14 protein-coding genes and 1 pseudogene are annotated in these 11,287 nt (G+C 68.5%); 6 read left to right on the top strand and 9 right to left on the bottom strand.

What is annotated here, in order from left to right; translation table 11 throughout:
* Positions 1 to 167, bottom strand: a 167-nt coding sequence (locus tag ACFVJQ_RS44650; protein ID WP_385791655.1) for a transposase, incomplete at its 3' end; no start/stop codon positions are given.
* 617 nt (positions 168 to 784) lie between these two features.
* Entirely contained in the window at positions 785 to 937 is a 153-nt protein-coding gene (locus tag ACFVJQ_RS44645) for a hypothetical protein (RefSeq protein WP_385516588.1), read from the bottom strand.
* A gap of 327 nt (positions 938 to 1,264) precedes the next feature.
* Here ACFVJQ_RS44645 and ACFVJQ_RS44640 point away from each other — a divergent pair, with 327 nt between their 5' ends.
* Together ACFVJQ_RS44640 and ACFVJQ_RS44635 are read left to right on the top strand one after the other, a co-directional pair.
* Positions 1,265 to 1,672: a hypothetical protein gene (locus ACFVJQ_RS44640; RefSeq protein ID WP_385791651.1), complete on the top strand. Its 408-nt coding sequence runs from the start codon at positions 1,265 to 1,267 to the stop codon at positions 1,670 to 1,672.
* Positions 1,673 to 1,924: 252 nt separating this feature from the next.
* Positions 1,925 to 2,551, top strand: a complete 627-nt coding sequence (locus tag ACFVJQ_RS44635; protein WP_385791649.1) for a dihydrofolate reductase family protein — start codon at positions 1,925 to 1,927, stop codon at positions 2,549 to 2,551.
* Here ACFVJQ_RS44635 and ACFVJQ_RS44630 read toward each other — a convergent pair.
* Together ACFVJQ_RS44630 and ACFVJQ_RS44625 are read right to left on the bottom strand one after the other, a co-directional pair.
* Positions 2,531 to 2,719 carry a hypothetical protein gene (locus ACFVJQ_RS44630; protein ID WP_385791648.1) on the bottom strand — a complete coding sequence of 63 codons (189 nt, stop codon included), beginning with the start codon at positions 2,717 to 2,719 and terminating at the stop codon, positions 2,531 to 2,533. The genes ACFVJQ_RS44635 and ACFVJQ_RS44630 overlap by 21 nt on opposite strands.
* The gene (locus ACFVJQ_RS44625) at positions 2,656 to 3,708 is read right to left on the bottom strand and encodes an ISAs1 family transposase (protein WP_385791646.1); all 1,053 of its coding nucleotides are present in this window, start codon (positions 3,706 to 3,708) and stop codon (positions 2,656 to 2,658) included. Before ACFVJQ_RS44625 ends, ACFVJQ_RS44630 begins: the two co-directional genes overlap by 64 nt.
* A 167-nt stretch (positions 3,709 to 3,875) precedes the next feature.
* Between ACFVJQ_RS44625 and ACFVJQ_RS44620 the strand changes: the two genes are divergently transcribed.
* Positions 3,876 to 4,160, top strand: a complete 285-nt coding sequence (locus ACFVJQ_RS44620; protein ID WP_385516570.1) for a transposase — start codon at positions 3,876 to 3,878, stop codon at positions 4,158 to 4,160.
* A 391-nt stretch (positions 4,161 to 4,551) separates the two neighbouring features.
* Here ACFVJQ_RS44620 and ACFVJQ_RS44615 read toward each other — a convergent pair whose 3' ends face one another.
* Together ACFVJQ_RS44615 and ACFVJQ_RS44610 are read right to left on the bottom strand one after the other, a co-directional pair.
* Positions 4,552 to 5,934: an APC family permease gene (locus tag ACFVJQ_RS44615; protein ID WP_385791644.1), complete on the bottom strand. Its 1,383-nt coding sequence runs from the start codon at positions 5,932 to 5,934 to the stop codon at positions 4,552 to 4,554.
* 83 nt (positions 5,935 to 6,017) lie between these two features.
* Positions 6,018 to 6,302, bottom strand: a pseudogene (locus ACFVJQ_RS44610) (hypothetical protein); the annotation flags it as partial.
* Here ACFVJQ_RS44610 and ACFVJQ_RS44605 point away from each other — a divergent pair.
* Positions 6,279 to 6,647 (top strand): hypothetical protein, encoded by a 369-nt coding sequence (locus tag ACFVJQ_RS44605; protein ID WP_385791642.1) that lies wholly within the window; start codon positions 6,279 to 6,281, stop codon positions 6,645 to 6,647. The pseudogene ACFVJQ_RS44610 and the gene ACFVJQ_RS44605 overlap by 24 nt on opposite strands.
* Positions 6,648 to 6,830: 183 nt before the next feature.
* Here ACFVJQ_RS44605 and ACFVJQ_RS44600 read toward each other — a convergent pair whose 3' ends face one another.
* Positions 6,831 to 7,031 (bottom strand): hypothetical protein, encoded by a 201-nt coding sequence (locus tag ACFVJQ_RS44600; protein ID WP_385791640.1) that lies wholly within the window; start codon positions 7,029 to 7,031, stop codon positions 6,831 to 6,833.
* Between the two features lie 181 nt (positions 7,032 to 7,212).
* Here ACFVJQ_RS44600 and ACFVJQ_RS44595 point away from each other — a divergent pair, with 181 nt between their 5' ends.
* A complete protein-coding gene (locus ACFVJQ_RS44595) occupies positions 7,213 to 8,748 on the top strand; it encodes a fused MFS/spermidine synthase (RefSeq protein ID WP_385516573.1) in 1,536 nt (511 codons plus the stop codon).
* Between the two features lie 250 nt (positions 8,749 to 8,998).
* On the top strand, positions 8,999 to 9,181 hold the full coding sequence (locus tag ACFVJQ_RS44590; RefSeq protein ID WP_385516574.1) for a hypothetical protein: 183 nt from the start codon (positions 8,999 to 9,001) through the stop codon (positions 9,179 to 9,181).
* Between the two features lie 448 nt (positions 9,182 to 9,629).
* Here ACFVJQ_RS44590 and ACFVJQ_RS44585 read toward each other — a convergent pair whose 3' ends face one another.
* Entirely contained in the window at positions 9,630 to 10,625 is a 996-nt protein-coding gene (locus tag ACFVJQ_RS44585) for a hypothetical protein (RefSeq protein WP_385791653.1), read from the bottom strand.
* 227 nt (positions 10,626 to 10,852) lie between these two features.
* Positions 10,853 to 11,044 (bottom strand): DegT/DnrJ/EryC1/StrS family aminotransferase, encoded by a 192-nt coding sequence (locus ACFVJQ_RS44580; protein WP_385516576.1) that lies wholly within the window; start codon positions 11,042 to 11,044, stop codon positions 10,853 to 10,855.
* Positions 11,045 to 11,287: the final 243 nt, after the last annotated feature.

Genomic DNA, 11,287 nt, shown 5'->3' with positions numbered 1-11,287 from the left:
TCCACGTACAGGATCGCGTTCATGATCTCGCGCAGATCGTGCTCGGGCGGGCGCCCGATGTCCAGGGCATGTCGGCGCCGCTCGGCCCGCCAGGCCGAAAGGATCGGCTCGATCAACTCCCAGCGGGCATCGGACAGATCACTCGGATACGCACGACGTTCGGCCATGACACGGATGTACCGCCAGCAGACATGTGCGCCCAGGCGTGCAGTGCGACCAGCAGGAGCACGCTCTACCAGCGTCTTGGGATGAGACAGGCACAAGCCGTATCTCACCCCAGCTGTCACCCCACCGGGCCCTCATGGCCCAAGCACACCAGGGACCTCACCAACTCAGGAGCTCTGCACCGAGAATCCCAGGAAATAGAGGGTGTTACGGAGAAAAACAACCTCTGAGAGGTCGTTTTCATCGGTGAAGTCTGTTTCATCCCAGATGGCTTCGCCGTCGCGGTGTGACTTCCGAGGCGTCACTGCACCCATGCGGCTGGTGAGATCCCGCGGCAGCCCGAATTGCCAGTCTCACTCCCTGAAGTCCGTCTCGCTCCAAGACATGCCGTATGGGCGATTGCTCTCGCCTCGTCGCGGACGGGCTTGTCGCATGAGAGGCGAGAGTGCAGTACTGAGGTGCGTTAAGTGGCGTAAATCAGGTGAAAACGACCTCTCAGGGGCAGCGACGACGAGTGCTGCGGCGCCGTGGCGGGAATGCCGGTGCAGTTCGGTGGCCTGCAGCAGCAGATCCCGCCGGGTCAGCTCGCCCTGCAGCGGCCCGAGCGCGCCGATCTGGATCAGCCGCTGGGCGGTCGGCAGCGACGGCGGCGCCCGCTGGTCAGCACGAGCTCCGTCATGCCGAGCTCTGCCGCCCTGCGGACGAGGTCCTCGGGATTCGCGGCCCCGTAGCGGGCGGAGACCCCGGAGGCGACGTGGAGATGCGTGAACACGCCCACCGCGCACCTCCAACCCGTTCCGACACCCCCTGCTTGCCTGTCGTCCTGCGGCCAGAACGCCACACCCGCTCTATTCACACAATCGTTCGGCCTGCTGGATTCGGCCAACCGGTCTTGATGTGGCTCGTAGCGAAAGCGTCCCTGCGTGGCTGGAGAACGAGCAGTCGTGCCGGAGCGGCGGCTTTCCGCACGCCGCTGCCGTACGGCCAGCGGCGCGGTCTGAACGGTTTGGGCTCTAGCGGCTGCTCGGCACCGGCAAGTGCTGGACGACGCTGGGCATAGTCACCAGGATGTGGTTTTCCGGATCATCGGGGAGGGATCGTGGCAGGCCGCGTCCGCTGGTGGATCGCCTACTTCGCGCTTGCCGGGATCGCCGGGCTGGCCGGAGTCATCGCGGCAATCTGGATGCCGCCTGAGCGAGCTGCTGCTGTCGCGGCAGCGGCAGCAGCAGCAGCAGCAGCAGCGATCACAGCGTTGCCCGTCACCCGAGTGCCGGCCCGCACAGACACGGCTGTCCGACAGCGCGAACTCATGTCAGCCAGCCTCTACGCAGTTGGTCCCAGCGGCCGTCTGCCCTGTGTGCGTGATCTGAACGACCCGATCACTCTGGGCGTGCACGCTGCCGAACTCGTCGTCCGCGATGGTGCCGAAGACCGCCTGCCCCGTTCATTCGGCGCGACCGGGAAACCGAGGTGCACGACGCCATCACACGTGGCAGCTTCCTTCTGATCGTCGGCGAATCCACAGCCGGTAAGACACGCCTCGCCTACGAGGCCGTGCGAGCGTTGCATCCGAACCACGCGTTCGCCTGTCCGACCCCGACGGGACTCTCCGTCCTACTGCCAGGGTCTTTGCGTGATCGCGTTCTGTCCGGGTTCGTCAGGCGTGTCCGGTCGGTCGCGAGCAGGGCCGGGGCACGCCCGATGAGTTCTGTCTTCGGTGCCAGTCTGTCTGATGCAGTGATGACTGGAAGGAGACGAGATGAGCGGCGGCTCGGCGCCTCACGGCCGACAGCGGCAGGTGTTCGCGTTCCTGTTCTGTTCCCTCGACGGCTATCACGAGGGACCCGGTGGGGAACTGGGGTGGGGCCTGTACGACGAGGAGTTCTTCGACTGGAACCTGCGGCAGACCCGCGAAGTGGGTGCCCTGCTGCTGGGCCGGCGCACCTACGAGCACTTCGCCGAGATCTGGACCTCGGTCGATGCGGCGGAGCGGATGCCCGAGGTTGCAGCCTTCATGAACACCGTGCCCAAGACGGTGGTGGCGGGCGGCGGCCCGGTCACCCCCTGGGAGAACACCCGCGTCACCGACGGCAGTGACCTGGCCGCCGAGGTTGCGCGGCTGCGGGCCGAGTCCGCCGGTGACGTCGCGGTCTTCGGGAGTTCGCAACTGACCGTGACCCTGCTGGAGCAGGGCTTGGTGGATGAGCTGCGGATCTTGCTGCACCCGGTGCTGCTGGGCCGCGGTCGGAGCCTGTACGCCGGTCTGAAGGACCGCATCGACCTGACGGCCGGGGCGGTGACCGTGTTCCGTTCGGGCAACGTCCTGCTGCGGTATCGGCCACCCGGCCACGCCGGGAACCTCCAGCTAGATGAGGCCGAGGGCTGACGGGGGCCGGTGGTAGTCGCGGGCGGCGTGGCGGAGGACGGCGGCGATGTTGGTGCGGCCGTCCTGGCGGTGGACGCCGATGGCGAGGTTGCGCAGGCTGGCCATCACGCGGGGCAGGTGGGCGGTGCGGATCTTGGAGTCGTCCTCGCGGAAGGTCCGGTCGCGCACGTGGTGCAGCAGGTTTTCGATGTGCCAGTGACCCTGATCCAGGCGGCGAGTTGCTCGCCGGTTGCCTCGCCCGGCGGCAGGCTGGTGATCAGGCAGACACGCTCGATGGTGAGCTTGCCGGTGTCCATCTCGCGTCGCCAGCGCACGACTTGGAGGGCCTGGCGGGCGCCGGGGTAGTCAAGGCGGGCGAACGCGGCGGTCTTCAGCCGGCGGATCTCCATCCGGTGGTGGGCGCGGGTGCGGTCGTAGTGGTCCCGCGCGATGTCCCGCCAGGGCAGCGTGCGGACGGTCTCGAACAGGCCGGGGTGGTTCTTCTTCCCGATCGCCAGGTGGTGGGCGCCGCGGGAGCGCAGGTAGGCGCCGTGTTCGTGCCGGGGGTGCAGGGCGTCTGCGGTGACCACGGTGCCGGTCAGCTCGAGGGGGTTAAGCAGCGGCGCGAAGGCAGGGATCTCGTTGCTCTTGTCGGCGACCTGGCGCGGGGCGAGCACACTGCCGGAGTGCTCCATCGCGGCCAGCAGGGCGACAGCGGGCCGGTCGCCGTGGCGCGAGCCGCGCAGCGTCCTGCCGTCCACCGCGATCGCCCGCAGCGCCGGGCGCTGTGCCGGACCGGGGTGGGGCGCGTCCGTGCGGGAGTGCAGGAACGCGCCGACCGCATGGTCCACGGCGTCGCCGTCGAGGCGGGCGAGGAACCGGCGCACAGTGGCCGGGTGCGGTGTCGGCACACTGCCGGTCAGCGGGTCGGGCGGGAAGCCCAGAGCGTGCAGCGCCCACCGGGGCGCGTCTGCGATCCACTCGCCGATCGCGACCAGTGAACGGGCGCCGGCCAGGACGCCCGCGGCTGCCGCGGGCAGCAGCGCGACCAACGGATAGCGGCGGCCCCGGCGGTCGCGGGGGTCGGGCACACAACAGAGGAAGACGCGCAGGCGGACGGCGTCGGCGACCGGGACCGGAGCATGGGTGCGGATCAGTTGCTCCAGCGCGGCGGGCATGGGGGATGGTGCAGGGGCAGGCATGGGCTCGCTCGGTGCTCATGGGACTTCAGACACCCACATGATCACCGGCACCGTGCCTGCACTGCTGACCGGACCAGCCCGTAGCCAACCGGGACATGACACCACGTCACACGCCAGTGCGACGTACCGGGCAGACCGCGTTCATGCAAAGACCCTGGCTGCAGTTCGCGGAGAACCTCTCCGACCGGGCGGCGGCCGATGCGGTCCGCACTCGGATCGACTGGAAGTACGCCCTCGGCCTGGAGCTGGACGATCCGGGGTTCGACCACTCGGTGCTGTGCGAGTTTCGGGCCCGGCTGGCCAAGAACGGCGCCGTTGACCGGCGGCTGGAGGCGATGCTGGATCGCCTGAGGGGGCCGGCCTGCTCAAGGCCGGTGGGCGGCAGCGCACCGACGCCACCCACGTCCTGGCCGCGGTCCGCTTCCTGAGCCGACTGGAGCTGGTCGGGGAGAGCCTGCGAGCCGCACTGGAGGAGCTGGCCGAGGCCGCACCGGACTGGCTCGCGCCGCTGATCGAGCCGGAGTGGAGCAAACGCTACGGACGCCGGATCGAGATCGGCAAGCTGCCGGGCGGGAAGGCGGCCGTGACCGAGCGGGCCGAGCAGTTCGGCCGGGACGGTCAGAAGGTGCTGACCGCCGCCTGGGCCGCCTCCGCCCCGCCCCACCTGCGCCTGTTGCCGCAGGTGGAGATCCTGCGGCAGGTGTGGGTGCACCACTACTACTGGGACGCGCGCGGACGCCTACGCTGGCGGGCGGCGCCCGCCGACGCTGAGGCATCCGGGGGCACGGCCCTCGGGGAGTCACCCGAAGCCCCCGGGGGTCACCCTCGGGCCGCCTCCTTCTCGTGGCTGAGCTTCATCCACACCTTGTTGACCGCCCACAGCACGATCCCGATCCCGATCAGCACCCCCGCCCGGATGTACACATCCGCCGCCCGCTCCGACAACGGACTCGCCAGGATGATCGCCGTGATCGCCCCGAGCACCGGCAGGATCGTCGGCGTACGGAAGTGCTCGTGCGCGACGCTGTCCTTGCGCAGCACCAGCACGGCCACGTTGACCACCGCGAAGACGCACAGCAGCAGGAACGCCGTGGTGTCGCCGAGCCCCTCGATCTCGCCCGTCGACACCAGGCCGATCGCCAGCAGCGTGACGAAGATGATCCCGGTGATGGGCGTGCGCCGGTGGCGCAGCACGCGGCCCATGCCCTTCGGCAGGACCTTCTCGTTCGCCAGCCCGTAGCAGAGCCGCGACGCCATCATGATGTTGATCAGCGCCGAGTTGGTGACCGCGAAGAGCGCGATGGCCGCGAAGAGCTTCGGCGGGAAGGAGACCCCGCCGGCCTTGACGACCTCAAGCAGCGGCCCGCTGGACTGCTCCAGCGTCTGGTACGGGACGAGCAGCGACGAGACGAGCGCTACCAGTACATAGATCGTGCCGGTGACGGCGACGCCGGTGAAGATCGCGCGGGGGAAGGTGCGGACCGGGTCCTTCGTCTCCTCCGCCATGTTGACGGAGTCCTCGAAGCCGACGAAGGCGAAGAAGCCCAGGGCGGTGGCGCCCAGCACGCTCGTCAACAGCGCGTACCCCGTGCCCTCCGCCTGGAATTCGCCCAGCCGGGACGGCTCTCCGCCGCCCGTCAGCACCGCCCACGTGCCGATCACGAGGATGATCAGCAGGCCGGTCAGCTCGACGAGGGTGAGCACCACATTGGTCTTCACCGACTCCGACACACCGCGCAGCGCCAGCGAGGCGAGGGCGAGGATGAAGACGATCGCGATCAGGGTCGGCGGGATCGCGGTGGTGAACTCCTGGAAGTAGTCCCCGCTGAACGCGCGGGCGGCCGCGCTTGCGGACGACAAGCCCGAGCACATCACCATGAAGGCGATGATGAAGGTCAGGAAGGGGACCTTGAACGCCCTCTGCGTGTAGAGCGCGGCGCCAGCCGCCTTCGGGTACTTGCCGACGAGTTCGACGTACGACGCCGCCGTCAGCAGCGCGACGACGAAGCCGATCACGAACGGCAGCCACAGTGCGCCGCCGACCTTTCCCGCGACCTTGCCGGTCGTGGCGTAGATGCCGGTGCCCAGGATGTCGCCGACCACGAAGAGGATCAGCAGCTTCGGGCCGATGGCCCGTTTGAGCGACGGCTGGTGGTCCGGTGCGCCCCCGGACGCCGATGTGGGTGGCGTGGATGTGGCCATGTGACACCTCTGCCCGGTCGGCCCGACAGGATGCGTACGCTCGTACGGTTCAGCCGTACGGCCGGACAGGATCTAGTGCCGCATCAGGCAACGTTCGCCCTGTTCACGACCTCGCGAAGGCGTTCGTCGACGGCGTGCTTGTTCCGCCAGATGATGTAGCGGCGGATCATGTTTGCCTGCTGCTTGTGGCTGGTGTGGTCGGTGCCGTCGAGAGCAAAATAGCGCAGGGCGGTGAACTGGGCCTCGATCCGGTTGAGCCAGGAGCTGTTGGTCGGGGCGTAGGCGATCTCCACGTTGTTCGCCGCCGCCCACGTCCCGACCCGCTGGCAGCGCCTCGTGGTCAGGTGCGGAGAGTAGATGTCACAGACGAACGGCTGCGTGAGCAGATCACCCAGCTCAGCGAGCAACTCGCCGCCGCCGAACAGACATCGGAGCGGCTCGAGATCACACACGAGACCATCCTGGAACTGGACGCCGAGGACGGTCTCCCGCCACCCGAACCGCTTCCGCCCGGCTACCACGAGATCCTGGCCGCCATCGAGCAGGCCGCGGACGCGCTCCGCGCCAAGGACGTGTGCAAGGCGCTGGGCACCGGCACCGAACCGCGGCACACCGAGGGCATGCGCGCCAAGCTGAAACACTTGGTCAACAGAGGCATCCTCACCGAGCCCGAGCCAGGTCTGTTCACCCTGCCCCGGCCGCCGACTCTATGAAACTCGGGGCAGCTCAGGTGCTCGTGCTGGTCGTGGCTGGTTGTCCGGGCTGTAGATCATCTGCCAGCGGGCGACCTCAAGGTTCGTGAGGACGAGGAGGCCCGCAGGAAGGTGGTGGCGTGCCGGGCATCCAGGCGGAGCTCGGTCAGGATGCGCCAGTTCTTCAGATGGACGAACGCGTGCTCACAGGCAGTGCGTTCGGCGGCGATCAACTTGTTGACCTGCTTCTTCGCCGTGGTGAGGGGATTGGCGGGCGGCCTTGAAGCCGGTGATGATCACTGGGTTGTCGAGGTCGTCGTCCAGGCCGGTGAAGCCGAGGTCGGCGATGGCGCCGAGTCCGACCTCGTGGAGGTGGCCGAAGACGAGCATCATCACAGCGACCACCACTCCCCACGCGGCCACTCAACGCACGGCCACATGGCGGAAGATCAGCGAAGCGGAGTTCCGGGAGATCCGGCAGAAGCACGAGGCAGGCCGTACACAGCTGTAGCGCGCCGCCGCCTCAGCCGGCCTCGTCGGGAACGACTGACCTCGCCTCGATGAGTCGCATGCAAGGATGTCGCCCGTGACCGGATCGCCTTCCTCGCCTGTCGCCGAGGGCACGCCTGGCAACTACGGCCTGGGTCCCCGTTCCGCTGTTGTGCTGGTGTTCGGCTCCTCGGCCGCAGTCCTGGTGGTCGAGATCGTCGCTTTGCGGCTGCTGGCTCCCTACCTCGGCCTCACCCTCGAGACCAGCACCATGGTGATCGGCATCGCCCTCACCGCGATCGCCCTCGGCTCCTGGCTGGGTGGGCGCATCGCCGACCAGGTCAATCCACGCCGGCTCCTGGGCCCCTCGCTCGGGGTATCGGGAGCGGTCGTGGCGCTCACCCCTGCCGTGCTGCGCAGCACTGCGGAGTGGGCACCGGCGATGCTCTTGTTGATCGCGTCGCTGACCATCCTCGTGCCGGGCGCGTTGCTCTCCGCGGTGACGCCGATCGTGACCAAGTTGCGTCTCACCAGCCTCGCCGAGACCGGAACGGTTGTCGGCCGACTGTCCGGCGTCGGCACCGTCGGCGCCATCGTCGGCACCGTCCTCACCGGCTTCGTCCTCGTATCGCGGTTGCCGGTCAGCGGCATACTGATCGGCCTCGGAACACTGCTGGTGGTCGGTTCGGCGCTGGTCGAGTGGCGAACGCGCGGGTGGAACGGCACCCCTGCCCTCGCACTCGTGGTCGTTGCCGGCGGCCTCGCCACCACGGTCGCGCCCGGTGGCTGCGACACGGAGACCAAGTACCACTGCGCACGGGTCGTCGCAGACCCCGACCGGGGCAGCGGCCGCACACTCGTTCTGGACGGCTTGCGGCACTCCTACGTCGACATCGACGACCCGACCTTCCTGGAGTTCACGTATGTGCGCGCCATCGCGTCGGTGGTCGATGCCGCCTTTCCCGAAGGTGAGCCACTTGCTGCCCACCACCTGGGCGGCGGCGGGCTCACCTTTCCGCGTTACCTCGCGGCCACGCGACCCGGGACGCGCAGCCTCGTGTCCGAGATCGACAGCGGGGTCGTGGGCATCAACCGCGACCAACTCGGTCTGAGATCACAAGCCGGTATCGACGTACGCGCCGAGGACGGCAGGCTCGGCCTGCGGCAACTGGACGCCGGCAGTCGTGACCTCGTCGTCGGCGACGCCTTCGGGGGCGTCAGCGTGCCGTGGCACCTCACTACGGTGGAAGCGATGACTGACGTACGGCGGGTGCTCAACGAGGACGGCCTGTACGTTGCCAACCTCATCGACCACGGTGATATGGCCTTCGCACGCGCCGAAGTAGCCACTCTCAGCGAGACCTTCGAGCACGTCGCCCTCATCGGCGAACCCACCGATATCGGCCTCGACCCGACCGCCACCCCCGAAGGCGGCAATCTGGTGGTGCTCGCCTCCGACCGGCCAGTCGACCTACGCGCGACCCAGGAAGCGCTGGACGCCCGGCAAACCGGCTGGAAGATCGTCACCGGTGACGACCTCACCTCCTGGACCGACGATGCCCAACTGCTCACCGACGACTACGCACCCGTCGACCAGCTCCTCCAGCCCTACAGCCCACGGAGCAGCCAGTGACACGGCACACGTCCAGGCCCTGCCGACGCACCTGAACAAGCTCCCCGGCCTACGCCCCTACGAGCGTGTTTCACCCTGAGTTGCTGGTCGCATGGCTGGTGTGAGTGAAGTGATCGGTGCTCACGCACGTCGTGGGCGGCTGCCGAGCATGATGATCGTCTGGAGGCCCGGCAGGGAGATTCCGTGGTTCCGCTGCCAGAGTGTGCGGAAGATTCATACGCTCTGTCCGGATCTTCCGGGAGGGGCAGCCATGGATGACATGCTGGAGCAGATCGCCGCACAGCGGGAGGAACTCGCCTGCGCGGAGCGGGTGCTCATCCGGCTGAACGCGCAGGCCGAAGCGGAGGCGGACGAGACGTCCGGGCCGACTGCCGGACAGGTCGCGGGCCGGGCGGTGCTGCTGGTGCCGCATCGGGAGAAAGGCACGGACTAGAAGGCTCTGCCCGAGGAGTACCAGAAGGTCTTCAACGTGGTCCGCGTGGCCGACGAGCCGGTCATGGCTCAGGATGTGTGCCGGCTGCCCTCGATGGGTGCCGAGCCACGGTTACGTGAAACGAGGTGCCGTCCGGCCGTGTCACGCGGGCGCCCGGCTCCGCACGTGCCCGGCCGTTCCCGCCCCCCGCCCGATGTCGGAAAGTTCACTTTTTGTCCGACCTAGATGGCAACGGACCGAAACGTGCGGCTGCCCGCCGGCGTATACGGGGGGATCCAGGTGACGTGACCGGGCCCGCGTGGACGCGTTCGGCCCGCGGGTCGTTCGCCGGGCGTGGTCACCCCCACCGTCACTGTTGCGGCTTTCACTGGCGCCGCGCTGGGTGCTGCCCTCGTCGCGGCCGCCCTCGCATCGCCGCGCCCTTGCGCGCCCCCGTCTCGACGTGTGCCTACGCCGCGTCCTCGGGGAAGCCCTCCTCGCCGAAGTCCTCCTCTTCCATCATCACGGCGCCGAACCCGCCCAGGATCTCGTCGATGTTCAGCTCGGTGGCGCCGGCCGGGGCCGTGGGCGTCTGGCCCTCGCTCATCCGCACCACCAGGCCCAGCTTCTTCACCTTCGCGTTCTCGGCCAGCTTGGCGAGGTCGACGTACACCTCGGTCAGCTCGCCGTTCTTGAGTGTGAAGTCGGCCGTGACCTTGGTGTTCGGGGTGTCCTTGAGGTCCTTGTCCGTGGGCAGTTCCATGCCCGGCGGCAAGTTCTTCGCGAGCGGGCGGATCTCGCCGAAAAACTCCGTGATCAGCGTACGGAATGGAGCGGTGGCGGTGATGTGCTCGGAGCCGTCCTTGTCACCGGCGGTCTTGAAGTCGACCTCGCGGGCGATGGTCTCGCGGAGCGCCTCCAGCAGCTGCTTCTGCGTCTTGGCGTCGAGGGTGGGTTCCGGCGCGGGCTTCGCGCCGGGCTCCGCCCCCATCTCGGCGGTGGTCTTCTCCATCTCCTTGGTGTTGAACTTCACCCACTCGCCCTCAAGCACCTTCTTGAGTCCGCTCGCCTCCGGGGGCAGGTCCTTCGCGGACGGCACGGGGGCACCCATCGCCTTGCCGAGGGAGTCCGTGTCGGAGCGGATGTAGGTGTAGTCGCCGACGACCCGGTACTCGACGAGGTCGCCGTCCTTGGTGCTGACCTTCATGGCCATGCCGACGTAGTCCTTCTCGCCGGACTCGTCGATCGGCTTCTTCGACTGCACGGTGACACTGATCTTCGCGCCACTGAGCAGGTCGGCGGCCTCGTCGGGCATCTCCTCGCCGGGCTCCGGGTCCGACGAGGCGTCCAGCGCCTTCAGGCTCTGGGCGTCGGTGTCGAGGCCGAGCTCGAAGGAGATCGTCTTCTCCTTGCCGAGCTTCCCGAAGGCCTGGTCGAGCTTCTTCCCGGCGGAGAGCTGCTCCACGGTGCCGCAGGCGGCCGAACCCGCCAGAACGGCGCCGACGACTGCGGTGGCGATCAGGGTCTTACGTATGGCGGTGATGATGGTCTCCTCGTCAGTGCGATCACGAACGTGACCGGTGGCAAGACCCATGACGCCGCCAAATGGTTGCCCCGCCGCCTCACTCCGCGTCGGACCACGGCTTGCCGACGGCCCGGTGCGCCACCCGCCGGATCACGCGCCCCGCTCGGTCAGCTCCACCCGGACGCGGCTGAGGCGACCGCCCGGCCGCCGAACAGGACCGGGATGACCGCGGCCGTATTGTGGCCGACCGCGTCCATGACGGGCCGGTCGGTCACGCACAGCGTGGCGGGGTCGATGTCGACGAACTGCGCGGTGGCGCCGACGGCCACGATCGCCTGGACGGTCGCGCAGAACGTCACGGCGCCCGCCGAATAGTGCAGTGGCCTGCAACGAGGTTGCAGTACCGCGCTGTTCGGCGGGTCATGGCGCAGGCCGTGTCGAATTGAAGCAGCGGCTCCGGGCGGAAGCTCTGAGGCGTCACGAGGCTCTGCGGGGCAAAGGAGGGGATTGACGTGCTCCCTGGCCTAAGGTCCAGGGATTCCGGCCTGGGTCGTCTGACCCTTCCGGGGGCTTCCTGCTTCACCGCGCTGTGCCGGGACTTT

This window comes from Streptomyces sp. NPDC127197 (assembly GCF_042672405.1).
Classification (GTDB): Bacteria; Actinomycetota; Actinomycetes; order Streptomycetales; family Streptomycetaceae; genus Streptomyces; species Streptomyces flavusporus.
The sequence above is the reverse complement of the archived record's forward strand: the minus strand, read 5'-3'. Positions and strand labels throughout refer to the sequence as shown.

Excerpts from the sequence above, each read along its gene's own strand:
- ACFVJQ_RS44635 (WP_385791649.1), top strand. The coding sequence starts at position 1,925 with ATGAGCGGCGGCTCGGCGCCTCACGGCCGACAGCGGCAGGTGTTCGCG.
- ACFVJQ_RS44625 (WP_385791646.1), bottom strand. The coding sequence starts at position 3,708 with ATGCCCGCCGCGCTGGAGCAACTGATCCGCACCCATGCTCCGGTCCCG.
- ACFVJQ_RS44620 (WP_385516570.1), top strand. The coding sequence starts at position 3,876 with ATGCAAAGACCCTGGCTGCAGTTCGCGGAGAACCTCTCCGACCGGGCG.
- ACFVJQ_RS44615 (WP_385791644.1), bottom strand. The coding sequence starts at position 5,934 with ATGGCCACATCCACGCCACCCACATCGGCGTCCGGGGGCGCACCGGAC.
- ACFVJQ_RS44590 (WP_385516574.1), top strand. The coding sequence starts at position 8,999 with ATGGATGACATGCTGGAGCAGATCGCCGCACAGCGGGAGGAACTCGCC.